The following is a 14,768-nucleotide window of genomic DNA, read 5'->3' as shown; positions in this document are numbered from 1 at the left end:
TGCGCCGGGCGCTGCACGGTTCCGCTCAGATCACGATTTCGCCCTCGTCCTCGCCATCCCAGTAGTGGATGCGGCTGGCGCGCACGTGAATCAGCACCAGTCCCGGTGTATCCACGCCCTGTTCGAACCATCGCTCCAGGTCCTTCACCCAGTGCTGGCTCATCGTGGCCCGGTCGCGCACCAGCGCTGCCCTGCCCTGCACGTGCACGAACAACGGTGGCTTGCCCAGCAGCGACTTGCTGCCGGAAAAACCCAACGCGACGGCGGGGTCAGCTTCAATCTCGCGCACCATGTCGGTGTCTTCGGTGGTGAAGAACCAGCTGTCACCGTCATAGTCCACGTCGCCGTTGTTGCTCATCGGACGACCGGCAATCTCTCCGCCGGCGTGGGTCTGCACCATCGTGAAATCGATGCCGGCCATTTTCCTGGACAGTTCAGGCAGGGTGAGCTGGGTCATGTCGTCGTCCCTCGTCGGATGGAGTCCCAGCGTCTGCGCAGGGCGGTGACCGAAGCGTGGATGGGCAGTTGCGACCTCTTCACAGAAAACGCGATAGGGCGCATGGCACGTGTGTGACGCATTCCTCACCACCACACCCGCGTTAACAGCGGATGGAGGAACGGTCCTCCACGCCGCGACACGCCTCTAACAGGGCATTGCCGGAGAATCGCGCAACCTCGCGATGCATCCGGCATGGCCGCCGGCATCACCGGGGCTCCCCTCCGCAACCACATGGCCCCCACATGGACCTGTTCGCCTGGCTCGCGTTCGGCTGCTACCTGTTGGCGTTCTTCATTGTCTCGCTGTTTGCTGCGGCGTACCTGAAACGCTCGGACTTCATGCCCTACCACGGCCAGGCCGTGGGCCTGCCATGGAAGGAGGTCGAACCGCGCATGCAGTTGCTGCTGATGGCACTCATCCGCGTGGTCGGCGCCGGTTGGATCGCACTGGCCGGCGCCGGCGTGATGCTGGCCTGGCTGATCTTCTTCGGCGGACACTTCGCGCTGCCGCAACTGCTGGCCTTCCAGTTGTTCTGCCTGGTCGCCACCGTGCCGCCGGTACTGGTCGCTTCCGGCGTGCGGCGACGCACCGGTGCGCGTACACCGGTGCCCGCCGGCGCCGCGGTGGTGCTGCTGTCGGTCATCGGATTCGTGCTGGCCCTGTTGGCACTGTCCTGATGCGTGCTCCCTCCTATCCCTCCATCGAGGCTCCCATGAATCCCGAATCGATCTTCTACAGCGTGGTCAACGGTGATCTGCCGCCCTCCCAGGCGGGCACCCTGCTCGGCTGGCGATTCGTCGACTACGACGACGCACTGCGCCGCATCCATGTCGAGTTCGACGCCGGGCCGATGCTGACCAACCCGATGGGCAACGTGCAGGGAGGCTTCCTGTCGGCGATGCTGGATGACTGCATGGGGCCGGCGATCTACGCCACACTGCCCGCCAACCGTATCGCGGTCACGGTGGAATCCAAGACCAGTTTCGTCAGTCCGGGACGACCCGGGCGCATCATCGGTTGGGGCGAAGTCGAGCACAGCAAGGGGAGCATCGCCTTCACGCGTGGCTGGCTGACTGACCCGGCAGGCAACGTACTGGCCACCGCCACCGCCACCTTCCGGGTGGGTGCGCTGCGCTGGCGTGGATTATCGGTACCACGTCCGATCGCGCGCCGGATGATCGCGCGGACGCTGCGGCGGGTGCATGCACGCATCGGCTGACGCATGCCCTCAACGCGTGATGCGACCGCCACCCGCCACCCGTACCCGATCACGCCCCTGCGCCTTGGCCCGGTACATGGCCGCATCGGCGGCTCGTAGCAGGGTGCGCCAGCCCAGCGCGTCGGTGCCGCCCTCGGCCACGCCGAAACTGGCGGTCACCCGCAGCACGGTGCCGCCGGCCAGCGCGATGTCCATCTGCTGCAGGGCCAATCGCAATGACTCGGCCAGCTGGCGGCCACCGGCCAGATCACCGTCGGCCAGCAGCACCAGGAATTCCTCGCCGCCATAACGGGCGATGCTGTCGCTGCGGCGCAGCTGATGCCGCAACAACTGCGCCACCCGCACCAGCACTTCGTCGCCGGCATCATGGCCATGGCCATCGTTGATCGCCTTGAAGCGATCCACGTCCAGCAGGATCACCACGGCGCTTGCATCGCCCCCGGCGTGTCTCTGCTGCACCACCTCATCCAGCGCGCGCCGGTTCAACAATCCGGTCAGCTCGTCGGTGCCAGCGAGCTGGCGCAGCTCGCTGGTCAGTGCCGAGCGCTCGCGCGATTTCTCACGCAGTACTTCGATGGCGTCGAACAAGCGCTGCATCTCGGCCAGCGGGTGGGTGACATGCTGCTCCGGACCGGGTGCATCCGACGCAAGCTGGATCACCTGCGTCTGCGCCTGCAGTAACGGCTGCAGGATCTGCCGGTGGGCAATGCGCAATGCCACGCCCAGCACCACCAGTGTGCCCAGCGCGGTCGCCACCAGCACGGCCAGGCGCATGGCCTCGCGATTGCGGGTGCGTTCAAAGCGGGCGATGGACACGCTCAGGTAGCCATCACGCAGCGCCTCAAGCGACTGCAGGGTCGGCACGTAGCGCGTGGTGAATTCGGCGGCGGTCCATGGCGGCGGCAGGCCTCGGCGGCCATCTTCGATCAACTGCTCGATCATCGGCAGCGATTCGCCGAAGAACTGCCGACGCGCCATGTCCCAGTGCCATGACAATTCCGGGTCACTGCGGAACACCGACTCGTGGCTGCCCGCCAACCGCCACAGCTCCAACAGGCGACCCTCGGTCTGCAGTGCAGCGCGTACCTGTTCCTCCCGCCATGCCCCTGGCACCGCCACCGGCGCCATCACATTCGAGGCCAGGCGGCCACCATGCTCGCGAAGATCGATCAGCACCTGGCCCTGCATCGCCGGAATCGCTGCTTCACGGTCGGCGCTGACCAGCACGTTGATCTGTGCCGAGGTCAGCAGGTGCAGGCGATCGACCACGGCGAACATGCCACTGATCGCACGCTCCACCTCCTCCACGCGGCGTGCGTCATGGGGTTGCGCCACGACCCGGTCGACCGCAGCCCGCGCCGATTGCAGGCGACGTTGCGCGTCGGCCAGCAGCCCATGCTCGTCGACCACTCCCGGACCAGCCTTGAACACGGTGTCCAGCTGCAGCAGGGCAGCGTCGACCCGCTTGCGCGCGGCCGCCAGCTGCGCGGCCAGCGGTGCCTGCTCGGCCGCATCGGCCGGGTCAGCCCCCAGCAGGCTGTTGGCGGGGCCGCGTTCGGCCGACACCAGGTTGGCCAGGTCGAAGGTCTGCCGCAGCTGGCGCAGGCTGGCCAGGTTGTCCTCGGCGGCCGTGAAGCGCAGCGTGCCCTGCACCAGTGCGATGGCCATCAGCGGCAGCGTACAGACTACGAACAGCCCAGCCAGGATCCAGACCCAGGTCCGCAATCCGATGGGCGACGCCTTGCGGGCCATGCACATTTCCCCTGTAGTGCCGAACACTGTAACGGCCGGCTACACAGGCGCCAAGCCACTCGCGGGCCAACCGTGGCGGTGGGTATACCCTGCCGACCGCGAACGCACCGACAAGGCCGCGCGAACATTCGAACCGGGACAAATACGTCATGCCCAGCCGCGTCAGATCCAGCGCTGGTCGACCAGTTCGCGCTTCACGTAGGCATAGAACACCGGCGCGGCGACCAGGCCCGGCAGGCCGAAGGCCGCCTCCATCACCAGCATGGCCAGCAGCAGCTCCCAGGCACGCGCCTGGATCTCGCCACCGACGATGCGCGCATTGAGGAAGTACTCCAGCTTGTGGATCACGATCAGGTACAACAGCGCGGCCACGGCCACATAGAACGAGACCGACAACGCGACGATGCTGATGATCGTGTTGGAGATGATGTTGCCCACCACCGGCAGCAGGCCGGCGATGAAGGTGATCAGCACCAGCGTCTTGGAAAGGGGTAGGTGCACGCCGAACAACGGCAGCACGCCCAGCAGGAAGATGGCGGTGAAAAGGGTGTTGAGCAGGGAGATCTTCACCTGCGCGAACACCACCTGGCGGAACGCGGTGGCCAGGCGGCTGGTGCGCCCGATCAGCTCCTGCGCCAGCGGCCCCATCGTCGGCAGCGGCAGTTCGTCGTACAGCGCGATCATCGCGCCCAGCACCATGCCGATCAGTACGCGTACACCCACCTGCACCACCGAGGTACCGGCCACGCCCAGCTGGCGCTGGTGCTCGGCGGCCCAGTCATTCAGCGCCGCACGCAGCGCCGGCATGTCCTCGGGGATATACGGCTGCAGCAGCGCCGGTACCTGGTGGCGCGACGAATTGAGGATATCCATCAGCCGTGCCAGCAGGGCGTCCGGCCCACCGGTCTCGTTGCGGAAGAACGACGCCACACCGATCCCGGCCAGCACCAGCGCGCTGATGATGATTGCCGACAGCACGATCACCGCGATCGCCCGCGCCCGCCCCGGCGGCAGCTTGCCTTCCACGGTGGACGCCAGCACATGGGTCAGCTGGAACACCAGCAGGCCCGACAGCAGCGTTACCACCAGGCCGAGCTTCAGCGCCAGCCACATGCCCAACAGCATCATCAGCCAGGCCGCGATCCTCGCAACGGGGGGCTTGGGCTGGGCAACGAGGGCGTCTTGCATGGGCGGCGCGTCCGGGCGGGGTGGCCCATGGTAGAGGATTGGCGTGCCGATTCCGCGTGCAGGATGAACGGGCGTTTCGGCCTCGTTCGGCGGCAGCCGTGCCGCACTCACTCACCGTAGCTGGCTGTGTTCTTGCCCTGCCGCTTGGCGTGGTAGAGCGCGCGGTCGGCCAGTGCCAACCAGTCCTCGACACTACCGCCACGCGGCGTCGCGGCAATGCCGATACTCACGCTGAACTCCACGCCCGGCGTGGCCTGCCGCGCGGCCTCCAGCAGGTGCAGGCGCACCCGCTCGGCCACGTGCATCGCATCGACGGGCGCGCAGTCGCGCAGCAGCACCACGAATTCATCGCCCCCCAGCCGCGCGGGCGTATCACCGGGCCGGGCAAAGGTGCGCAATGTCGCCGCGATATGCCGCAGCACCTCATCACCGGCGCGGTGGCCATGCGAGTCATTGATGCGCTTGAAATCATCCACATCGAGCATCAGCAGGCAGGCAAAGCTGCCCTGCCCTTGTGCCTTGTCCAGCGCCTGCTGCGCACGCAGGATCAGGAAGCCACGGTTGGCCAGCTCGACCAGCGGGTCCATCCGGCTGAGCCGCTGCAGCTGACGGTTCTGCGATTTGACCCGGCGCGCCAGCTGCCAGCTGAGAATGCTGAGGCCGATGCCATACACGAACAGGAACGGGACACTCAGCACGATCGTGCGCTGCGAGGTGACCGGCTGGTAAGGGAAGCCGAGCAACCACCAGGTGAGTGCGAAGCCCAGCAGCAGGGCCAGCGTGGCGCGCATCGCCAGGCGCACGCCACCGGCGGCGATCTTGTCGGCCACCAGCAGCGCGGCGAACAGTGCGCTGGGCACCGCGCTCAACGCCATGAAGGCGATCCAGCCACCGCCGAAGAAGGAGTCGGCCACCATGCAACGGAACTGGACGACCGCCGGCTGGCGGGAGCGCTGGGTCAGCAGCAATGCCAGTGCCGGCCACGCCAGCGCGTTGAGCAGCAGCAGGACCCACGCCAGCCCGCCATCCTGGCGTTCAAGCATGATCGAGGCAATGGGGATCGCTCCCAGTCCATTGCCGACGAAACGCATCCAGCCGATGCGACGTGCCGCGCCAATGCCTTCGACCGCGCCTTCCGCCGAATCGGTGAAGAATGGCATTGCCGCCCCCCCTTGCGCGATCGCACCTGCTGCTACGGCCCTTGCCGGGCTGCCTGCGATGAGTCTGACAGCTTTGCGTCAATTCGGGATCAAGGTTGCACGATATCGCGCGGGCCGGCTGCCACGCTCCCGCGGCCCCACCCCGTGGTCACCTGCGTCGGGACGCAGCCGTCGATCCCCGCACCATCAGGCTGAAATCCAGCGTCTGTTGAAGCGGAACATCCACCTGTTCGATGATGGCGAGCAGCAGGTTGACCGCGCGCGCGCCGATTTCCCGCATCGGCTGCCGGATGGTCGTCAATGGCGGCGTGAGGTAGCGGGAAGACGCCAGATCATCAAAGCCGACGATGGACAGGTCTTCCGGCACGCGGATGCCCAGCTCCCGGCAGGCCGCCAGGGTGCCCAGCGCCATCTGGTCGCTGAAGCAGAAGATCGCCGTTGGTGCGGACGTGCCGTCCAGCAGCGCCATGGCAGCTGCATGGCCGGATTCCACTGAAAAATCCCCGGGCACGATGCTCAGCTGGCGCAGGCGGCCGCGCGCCTTGCCGGCCGCCCGCACCCCTTCCAGGCGCTGCTGGTGCAGGGGATTGTCCGGCGGCCCACCGACCACGGCGATCCGTTCATGGCCCAGTGCGTACAAGTGCTCCATGACGGCGCGTGCGGCGGCGGCATTGTCGATGTGCACACTGGGCAGGCCCAGCGCGGGATCGAACTCGCAGCCGTTGACCACCGGCGCGGCAGCCCCCCTCTGCTGGACAATCTCGCGCGCCGTCGGTGGCAGGCGATGGCCAAGCACGATCATGCCGTCGGCCTCGTTGCGCCGGAGCATCTGCGCGTAGCGCTCCTCGCGGTCGGGTTGGTCCTGCGTATCGCCCAGCAGTACCGCATAGCCGACAGCCTGCGCAGCGTCTTCCGCGCCCTGCAGGATCTGCGCGAAGAACGGGTTGGCGATATCCGGCACCGTGACCAGGATCTTGCCGCTGCGCTGGGTCTTGAGCGTGCGGGCGACCGTGTTGGGCACGTAGCCCAACGCCGCGGCGGCCTGCTCGATGCGCGTGCGCGTGGCCGGCAGCACTTTGTCCGGCCGCGAAAGTGCACGCGACACGGTGCCGGCGGAGACGCCGACGTGCTTTGCGATGTCGTAGATGGTGGCCATGGCGTTAGTTCTCCCGCCCGCTGTGCACTGCACAACAGGTCCTGCGTAAGCCCCTGCTAGGATAATGCAATCGATTGCATCGAGGGCGAATCACGTTGAAGACGCTCAAGGGTCCAGCGCTGTTCCTGGCGCAGTTCATCGGCGACGCGGCTCCTTTTGATCGGCTGGACACGCTGGCCGGATGGGCCGCGGGTCTGGGCTATTCTGGCGTACAAGTCCCCACCACGGCGCCCCACCTGTTCGATCTGGCCGAGGCCGCGCGCAGCCAGGCGTACTGCGACGACCTCGCCGGCATGCTGGCCGGTCATGGCGTGCAGATCACCGAGCTGTCCACCCATCTGCAGGGGCAGCTGGTCGCGGTCCATCCGGCCTACGACAGCTTGTTCGACGGATTCGCACCCGCGGACAAACGTGGCGATCCTGCGGCCCGCCAGGCCTGGGCGGTGGAGCAGCTTCTGTTGGCCGCCAAAGCCAGCCAGCGGCTGGGGCTGACCGCGCATGCCACGTTCTCCGGCGCATTGGCCTGGCCCTATTTCTATCCCTGGCCGCAGCGCCCACCGGGACTGGTGGAAGAAGCCTTCGCCGAACTCGGCCGCCGCTGGCGCCCGATCCTCGATGCCTTCGATGCCTGCGGCGTGGATCTCTGCTTCGAGATCCACCCAGGTGAGGACCTGCACGATGGCGCGACCTTCGAACGCTTCCTCGATGTGGTGGATCATCACCCCCGCGCCAAGATCCTGTACGACCCCAGCCACCTGCTGCTGCAGCAGATGGACTACCTGGGTTTCATCGACCGCTACCACGCGCGCATCGGCATCTTCCACGTCAAGGACGCGGAGTATCGCCCCAGCGCAAGCAGCGGCGTGTATGGCGGCTACCAGGACTGGATCGAGCGTCCGGGCCGCTTCCGTTCGCTCGGTGATGGCCAGATCGACTTCAAGGCGATCTTCTCGAAGTTCGCCCAGTACGACTTCCCCGGCTGGGCGGTACTGGAATGGGAATGCTGCCTGAAGCACCCCGAGGATGGCGCACGCGAGGGTGCCGCCTTCATCCGCGACCACATCATCCGCGTGACCGAACGCGCCTTCGACGACTTTGCCGACAGCGGCACGGACGCCGCATCACTGCACCGCATGCTGGGAATCTGAGCCAAGACCGCCCCGGGAGGGCAAGCCATGACGCACGCCATGTCGCGCCTGGGCGCGATGATGTTTCTGCAGTTCTTCATCTGGGGGGCGTGGTTCGTCACCCTCGGAACCTACCTGGTGCAGGGCCCGCTGCAGGCCAGCGCGAGCCAGGTGGCCACCGCCTTCCTCAGCCAGTCCATCGGCGCCATCGTGGCGCCGTTCCTGGTCGGGCTGATCGCCGACCGCTACTTCGCGGCGCAGCGCATCCTTGCGGTGCTGCACCTGGCCGGCGCGGTGCTGATGTGGCTGGCGTCCACGGCATCCAGCTTCAGCGTGTTCTCGGCCTGCGTGATGGGCTACATGCTGCTGTTCATGCCGACATTGGCACTGGCCAACAGCGTGGCGATGCGGCACATGCAGTCGCCCGAGAAACAGTTCCCGCTGGTACGCGTGGCCGGCAGCATCGGCTGGATCGTCGCAGGCGTGCTGATCGGCTGGCTGGGCTGGGAACAGGCGCACCGGCTTGAACTCACCTTCCGCATGGCCGCGCTGGCATCGCTGGTGCTGGGCCTGTATGCATTCACCCTGCCGCACACGCCACCGCTGGCGCAGCAGCGCGATGCCGGACTGGGGCAGATCCTGGGGCTGGATTCGTTGCGACTGCTGAAGTCGCGTGCCTACCTGGTGTTTTTCCTGGCGTCCATCGCCATCTGCATCCCGCTGTCGTTCTACTACAACTTCACCAATCCGTATCTCAACGACCTGGGCGTGCGCGGCGCAGCAGGCCTGCAGTCGCTGGGCCAGGTCTCCGAAGTGCTGCTCATGCTGGCCATGCCGTTCCTGTTCGTGCGGCTGGGGGTGAAGACCATGCTGGCGGTCGGCATGGCCGCCTGGGTGGTGCGCTACGCCATGTTCGCCTTCGGCGATGCGGGCAGCGGCTTCTCGCTGCTGGTGATCGGCATCGTGCTGCACGGCATCTGCTACGACTTCTTCTTCGTCACCGGCCAGATCTACACCGATGCGCATGCCGGCCCCGCCGCGCGCAGCAGCGCGCAGGGCTTCATCACCCTGGCTACCTACGGCGTGGGAATGCTGATCGGCACCTTCCTATCCGGCGCGGTGGTGGAGCACTTCACCACCGAGGCCGGCCCCGACTGGCAGCAGATCTGGCTGTTCCCGGCCGGCGTTGCACTGGTGGTGTTGATCGCCTTCCTGCTGCTGTTCCGCGACCGGCCGGCGGCCACGGCCGCGCCCTCCACACCCTGAGGATCCCCGTCGATGCCCAAGCTTGGAATCGCCATCGTCGGCGCTGGCATGATCGGTGCAGTGCATCGTCGTGCCGCACTGCTGGCCGGTGCCGAGGTGCGCGGCGTAGCCGCCTCGTCACCGCAGCGCGCGCATGAGGCCGCGCAGTCCTGGAATGTCCCGCGCGCCTACCGGGATATCGAGGAGGTGATCGCCGATCCGCAGGTACAGGTCGTGCACGTATGCACGCCCAACCATCTGCACCGCGCCATGGCACAGGCTGCGCTGGAAGCCGGCAAGCACGTGATCTGCGAGAAACCGCTGGCGACGACACTGGACGATGCACAGGCGCTGGCGGCGCTGGCCGCATCGACCGGATTGGTTGCCACGGTGCCCTTCGTCTACCGCTACCACCCAGTGGTGCGCGAGGCGCGCGCACGCATCGCCCAGGGCGATCTGGGGCCGTTGCACCTGATCCACGGCAGCTACCTGCAGGACTGGCTGCTGGACCCGGCCAGCAACAACTGGCGCGTGGACCCAGCGTTGGGCGGCGCATCGCGCGTGTTTGCCGACATCGGTTCGCACTGGTGCGACCTGGTGGAATGGGTCAGCGGCGAACGCTTCGTCGAGGTCAGCGCGGCGCTCTCTACGGTCATCGCCGAGCGCGGCGCCGTCAGCGGACAGAGCTTCAGCACGCCAACCGCAGCCAGCGCAATGCAGGCGGTAACGAGCGAGGACGTGGCTGCGGCGATGTTCAGGACCGGTGCCGGCACGCTGGCGTCATTGACGGTCAGCCAGGTCTCCGCCGGGCGCCACAACCGCCTCTGGTTCGAGATCGATGGCGCCAAGGCCAGCGTGGCCTTCAATCAGGAGGATGCCGAACGACTCTGGATCGGCCTGCCCGACCAGCGTGAGGAAATTTTCGTGCGCGGTCCGGGCGCCGGCAGTGCCGATCAACGCCGCCTTTCCGTGCTGCCGGCCGGGCATGCACAGGGCTACGCCCAGTGTTTCGAGGCGTTTGTCGCCGACACCTATCGCGCCATTGAAGGCGAGCGGCCGCAGGGCCTGCCGACCTTCGAAGACGGCCTGCGCTCGGCACGGATCGTCGATCGTGTCATTGCATCGGCCAGGTCACGCGCCTGGACCACCATCGGTTGAATTCCGGGAGGATCTGTTGATGAAAGCTCTTTTCCGTAGAAGTGCAAGTCTCGTCCTGCTGCTCGCTGCCCTGCCCGCCTTCGCGAGCGAAGCCGCCACCACGCAGAAGCCGATCGCGGTGCAGATGTACACCCTGCGCAATGCAGGCTCGCTCGATCAGCAGTTGAAGATCGTCCACGACGCGGGCGTCCGTGCGGTGGAAACGGTCGGTACGCAGAACACCAGCGCCACCGAACTCAAGCAGCTGCTGGACCGGTATTCGATCAAGGCGGTTTCGTCGCACGTGCCACTGGCCGAGCTGCGGGGCAACCTGGATGGTGTGGTGACGTTCAACCGGTCGATCGGCAACAGCACGCTGGTGGTGCCTTACCTGGACCAGAAGGACCGCCCAACCGATGCCGCGGGCTGGACCGCATTGGGCAAGGAGCTGGGCCGCATCGCCAAGCAGGTGCGCGGCAAGGGCATGCGCCTGGCCTATCACAACCACGATTTCGAGCTGGCCGACTTCGACGGTCAGACCGGGCTGGAGCTGCTGTTCGCAGCGGCCAGGCCCGACCTGCAGACCGAGCTGGACCTGGCCTGGGTTGCACGCGCGGGCCTGGACCCGGCGGTGATGCTTGGAAAATTCCGTGGACGCGTGTTTGCGGTGCACGCCAAGGACAATGCGCCGAAGGGCCAGGCCCAGGATGAAGGCGGATTCGCCGCGGTGGGCCAGGGCGTGCTGGACTGGAACGCGATCCTGCCCGCCGCTGCGGCGGCCAAGGTGCAGTGGTACATCGTCGAACACGACCAGCCACGCGACCCGGCCAAGGTCATCCAGACCGGCGCGGACTACCTGCGTGAACACCTGCCCGCCAACGTGCCCACCCGTGCACGGCGCTGACGCATCAAGGAGCCCCACATGAAGATGATCCTGGCAGTGGCCCTGGCTCTGGGCGGCATGAGCACTTCAACGGCAGCCCGGGCCAAGGACGGTCCTGCCGCCGGCGCGAAACTCTATGCCCAGCACTGCACTGCCTGCCACGGTGCTGAACGCGCCGGCGTACCGCCTACCTTCCCGGCGCTCACCGACGTCGGCAAGCGGCTTCAGCCCGCCCAGGTCAAGGACAAGATCAGGAAGGGCGGAGGATTGATGCCGCCCTTTGCCCAGCTGTCGCAGCAGGAGATCGACGACCTCGCCAGCTATCTGGCGAAGTAGGCGGCCGGCGACCACGCCGGCCGCGTGCCGCTACAGTTCGCGCACCCAGATGTTGCGGTAGCTGACCCTGGAGTCATGCTCCTGCAGATAGAGCGGCGCGCACGCATGGGGTGCGTACGAAGGCGCACCGATGTACTCGGTCCTGCCTGCCAGCACGGTGTCGTCCTGCACGAGTACGCCGTTGTGCAGCACGGTGATGCGCGCGGGCGACGTCAGGCCGCCGCCCTGCGAGAAGCGCGGTGCCTTCCAGATGATGTCGTAGACCTGCCACTGGCCCGGTGCGCGCGAGGCGTTCACCCGTGGCATGGCCTGCTTGTAGATCGAACCCGCCTGGCCGTTGGCATACGTCGGGTTGTTGTAACTGTCCAGCACCTGCAGCTCATACAGTTCCTGCAGGAAGATGCCGCTGTTGCCCCGGTTCTGGCCGTCGAAGCCCTTCGTCTCGGTGGGGGTACGCCATTCGACATGCAGCTGGACATCGCAGAAGCGTTGCCGGGTGCGGATGCCCTTGCTGCCCGGAACGACGGTCATGGCGCCATCGGCAACCGTCCAGGGCACGCGCCCGCCCCGCTCTGCCTCCCACGCCGAGACATCCTTGCCATCGAACAGCACGATGGCATCGGAGGGGGCCTTGCCTGGCGGCGTGGCCACGACTGCGGGCACGGGCGTCCACACTTCGGTCTTCTTCGGGTCACGCGCAGCGTCGGCGCCGTCCTGAGCGAATGCGGATGCAGCGGCCAGCAGGCCGGCCGTGATCAACGCAGGGCGGATCATCAGGGTGGTGTCCATCAGCTGGTCCCCCACGCGGGCGTACCGGGGACATAGGCCAGGTCACCGTCGTAGCGGCCCGGCACGGCGACGTACTGCAGCACACCGGTCGCCCCGACCTTTGAAGTGAAGAAGCCGAAGATGGCCAGCTGCTTGATCATCGTGAAGTAATGCGGCATGGCCTCGCCTTCCTCGGGAGTGCCGGTCTCGGTCACGTCGGCATTGCGTGCCTTGGCTTCGGCGTCCAGCGTTCGCAGCAACCCAGTGCGGGCTTCCGGCGTGAGCGATACGAAACGGCCACCGGCGCGCGTGTCGATGTCGGCCAGGCCGGCGCGGAACGTCGCCTGCTGCCGGGCGGTGTAGCAGTCGCTGACGAACGTCGCCATGAACGCACCGGCACCCGCGTCCTTGGCCCCGGGCGTCCTTGTCCGCGGCAGGATGGTTTCGGCGATCTCGTCCAGCATGCCGATGTCGGCATCGGAGAACGCGGGCATCGCCCCGGCAGCCGGCACCTTGCCATGCACCAGCGCAGGCAGGCCAACCATGGCCGCACCGGTAGCGGCAACGATCATCTTCAACAGTTCGCGGCGATCCATCAGAGGTTCCCCGCTTTCAGTTCGCGTACCGCATGGTCGGCCGCGCGCGCGGTCAGCGCCATATAGGTCAGCGAGGGATTCACGCAGGCGCTGGAGGTCATGCAGGCACCGTCGGTCACATAGACATTGGGTGCATCCCAGACCTGGTTGTGCGCATTCAATACCGAGCTTTTCCGATCACGTCCCATGCGTGCGGTCCCCATCTCGTGGATGCCCTTGCCCGGGGCATAGTCGTTGTCGTGCATCTTCACGTCCTTGACCCCGGCCGCCTCCAGCATCTCGGCAGCATCAGCGGCCATGTCCTTGCGCATCGCCAGTTCATTGCCGCGCATGGACACGTCCATCGCCAGCACCGGCAGCCCCCATTTGTCCTTGCGGTCGTGGTCCAGGCGGATCGTGTTGTCGTGGTGCGGCAGCATTTCACCGAAACCGGTCATGCCGATGCGCCAGTCACCCGGCACGGTCAGTGCCTCCTTCAGATCGGCACCGATGTTCAGCTCGGCGATCTCGCGCGACCAGCCGGTGCGACTGGCACCGCCCTGGTAGCCGAACCCGCGCAGGTAGCCGCGCTTGTCGGCCGCGACGTTGCGGAACCGCGGAATGTAGAAGCCGCAGGGACGGCGGCCGAAGTAGTACTTGTCTTCGTAACCCTCGACCCGGCCCGAGGCGCCGGCCCCGAAATGATGGTCCATCACGTTGTGCCCCAACTCGCCGGACGAAGAGCCCAGCCCGCCGTCCCAGACGTCGGTGGCCGAATTCATCAGCAGCCACGTCGAGTTGAACGACGACGCGTTGAGGAAAATGACCTTGGCCGTGTACTGGTAGGTCTGCCCGGTCTCGGCATCGATGACCTCCACGCCGCGCGCGCGCTTGCGGTCCTTGTCGTAGAGCACTTCCTTGACGATCGAGAACGGCCGCAAGGTCAGATTGCCGGTCTTCATCGCCGCTGGCAGCGTCGCCGCCTGGGTCGAGAAATAGGCACCGAAGGGACAGCCCAGGATGCACTTGTTGCGGTACTGGCAGTTCACGCGCCCCTGCTCGGGCATCGGCTGGGTGATGTTGGCAGTGCGCGAGTGGATCATATGGCGCGTTCCGCCGAAGGCCTTCTTGATGCGCGCGGCCACATCCTTCTCGACGATGTTCAGGGGAATCGGCGGCAGGAACTCGCCGTCCGGCAGCACGTCCAGTCCTTCGCGCGTGCCGGCGATGCCGGCGAACTTCTCCACGTGGTCGTACCACGGCGCGATGTCGGCGTAGCGGATCGGCCAGTCGGTGGCGATGCCGTCCTTGAGGTTGGCCTCGAAATCCAGATCGGAGAAGCGATAGCTCTGCCGCCCCCACATCAAGGAACGACCACCGACGTGGTAGCCACGGAACCAGTCGAAGCGCTTGGTCTCGATGTAGGGCGATTCCTGTTCGTTGGCCCACATCCCTTCCAGGTTCTCGGCCAGGCCGTAGTCGCGCATCAGCACCGGGAACTCGGCCTTCATTGCCTGCGTTGGCCGGTTGCGGTGCGGGAAATCCCACGCCTCCTTCATCGCGTTGACGTAGTCCTTGACGTGCTCGATGTTGCGCCCGCGTTCCAGCATCAGGACCTTCAGGCCCTTCTCGGTCAGCTCCTTCGCCGCCCAACCGCCACTGATTCCCGAGCCAACAACAATGGCGTCGTAGTGATTATCTGCCATGGGTTTCTCACCTGGGT

15 protein-coding genes are annotated in these 14,768 nt (G+C 66.5%); 7 read left to right on the top strand and 8 right to left on the bottom strand.

What is annotated here, in order from left to right; genetic code table 11:
• Positions 1–25: 25 nt before the first annotated feature.
• On the bottom strand, positions 26–457 hold the full coding sequence (locus tag AC5P67_RS07975; protein ID WP_005408489.1) for a pyridoxamine 5'-phosphate oxidase family protein: 432 nt from the start codon (positions 455–457) through the stop codon (positions 26–28).
• 284 nt (positions 458–741) lie between these two features.
• Here AC5P67_RS07975 and AC5P67_RS07970 point away from each other — a divergent pair, with 284 nt between their 5' ends.
• Together AC5P67_RS07970 and AC5P67_RS07965 are read left to right on the top strand one after the other, a co-directional pair.
• The gene (locus AC5P67_RS07970) at positions 742–1,176 is read left to right on the top strand and encodes a hypothetical protein (RefSeq protein WP_012479406.1); all 435 of its coding nucleotides are present in this window, start codon (positions 742–744) and stop codon (positions 1,174–1,176) included.
• A 35-nt stretch (positions 1,177–1,211) separates the two neighbouring features.
• The gene (locus AC5P67_RS07965) at positions 1,212–1,718 is read left to right on the top strand and encodes a PaaI family thioesterase (protein WP_043034157.1); all 507 of its coding nucleotides are present in this window, start codon (positions 1,212–1,214) and stop codon (positions 1,716–1,718) included.
• Between the two features lie 9 nt (positions 1,719–1,727).
• Here AC5P67_RS07965 and AC5P67_RS07960 read toward each other — a convergent pair whose 3' ends face one another.
• The 4 genes from AC5P67_RS07960 to AC5P67_RS07945 all read right to left on the bottom strand — a co-directional run bounded on the left by AC5P67_RS07960 (position 1,728) and on the right by AC5P67_RS07945 (position 6,974).
• Positions 1,728–3,470 (bottom strand): GGDEF domain-containing protein, encoded by a 1,743-nt coding sequence (locus AC5P67_RS07960; protein WP_495214490.1) that lies wholly within the window; start codon positions 3,468–3,470, stop codon positions 1,728–1,730.
• Positions 3,471–3,632: 162 nt separating this feature from the next.
• Positions 3,633–4,658, bottom strand: a complete 1,026-nt coding sequence (locus tag AC5P67_RS07955; protein ID WP_005408485.1) for an AI-2E family transporter — start codon at positions 4,656–4,658, stop codon at positions 3,633–3,635.
• Between the two features lie 107 nt (positions 4,659–4,765).
• Positions 4,766–5,818, bottom strand: a complete 1,053-nt coding sequence (locus AC5P67_RS07950; RefSeq protein WP_049459126.1) for a sensor domain-containing diguanylate cyclase — start codon at positions 5,816–5,818, stop codon at positions 4,766–4,768.
• Positions 5,819–5,966: 148 nt separating this feature from the next.
• Positions 5,967–6,974 carry a LacI family DNA-binding transcriptional regulator gene (locus AC5P67_RS07945; protein ID WP_005412565.1) on the bottom strand — a complete coding sequence of 336 codons (1,008 nt, stop codon included), beginning with the start codon at positions 6,972–6,974 and terminating at the stop codon, positions 5,967–5,969.
• Between the two features lie 95 nt (positions 6,975–7,069).
• Between AC5P67_RS07945 and AC5P67_RS07940 the strand changes: the two genes are divergently transcribed.
• Genes AC5P67_RS07940 through AC5P67_RS07920 form a run of 5 tightly spaced genes read left to right on the top strand, consistent with a single transcriptional unit; the run spans position 7,070 to position 11,702 of the window.
• Positions 7,070–8,122, top strand: coding sequence for a sugar phosphate isomerase/epimerase family protein (locus AC5P67_RS07940; protein ID WP_495214487.1), 1,053 nt, complete (start codon positions 7,070–7,072; stop codon positions 8,120–8,122).
• Between the two features lie 27 nt (positions 8,123–8,149).
• Complete coding sequence (locus AC5P67_RS07935; protein WP_060379929.1) at positions 8,150–9,367, top strand: nucleoside permease; 1,218 nt, start codon at positions 8,150–8,152, stop codon at positions 9,365–9,367.
• 12 nt (positions 9,368–9,379) lie between these two features.
• A complete protein-coding gene (locus AC5P67_RS07930) occupies positions 9,380–10,504 on the top strand; it encodes a Gfo/Idh/MocA family protein (RefSeq protein ID WP_060379928.1) in 1,125 nt (374 codons plus the stop codon).
• A gap of 19 nt (positions 10,505–10,523) precedes the next feature.
• Complete coding sequence (locus AC5P67_RS07925; RefSeq protein WP_060379927.1) at positions 10,524–11,387, top strand: sugar phosphate isomerase/epimerase family protein; 864 nt, start codon at positions 10,524–10,526, stop codon at positions 11,385–11,387.
• Positions 11,388–11,405: 18 nt separating this feature from the next.
• Positions 11,406–11,702, top strand: coding sequence for a c-type cytochrome (locus AC5P67_RS07920; RefSeq protein ID WP_060379926.1), 297 nt, complete (start codon positions 11,406–11,408; stop codon positions 11,700–11,702).
• A gap of 30 nt (positions 11,703–11,732) precedes the next feature.
• Here AC5P67_RS07920 and AC5P67_RS07915 read toward each other — a convergent pair whose 3' ends face one another.
• Genes AC5P67_RS07915 through AC5P67_RS07905 form a run of 3 tightly spaced genes read right to left on the bottom strand, consistent with a single transcriptional unit; the run spans position 11,733 to position 14,751 of the window.
• On the bottom strand, positions 11,733–12,491 hold the full coding sequence (locus AC5P67_RS07915) for a 3-keto-disaccharide hydrolase (RefSeq protein WP_060379930.1): 759 nt from the start codon (positions 12,489–12,491) through the stop codon (positions 11,733–11,735).
• Positions 12,491–13,066 (bottom strand): gluconate 2-dehydrogenase subunit 3 family protein, encoded by a 576-nt coding sequence (locus tag AC5P67_RS07910; RefSeq protein ID WP_005412559.1) that lies wholly within the window; start codon positions 13,064–13,066, stop codon positions 12,491–12,493. Before AC5P67_RS07910 ends, AC5P67_RS07915 begins: the two co-directional genes overlap by 1 nt.
• Positions 13,066–14,751 (bottom strand): GMC oxidoreductase, encoded by a 1,686-nt coding sequence (locus tag AC5P67_RS07905; protein WP_285315226.1) that lies wholly within the window; start codon positions 14,749–14,751, stop codon positions 13,066–13,068. Before AC5P67_RS07905 ends, AC5P67_RS07910 begins: the two co-directional genes overlap by 1 nt.
• Positions 14,752–14,768 lie beyond the last annotated feature (17 nt).

Source organism: Stenotrophomonas sp. YJH_SMC_21 (genome assembly GCF_059369555.1).
This window is presented reverse-complemented; position numbering and strand designations above follow the sequence as displayed.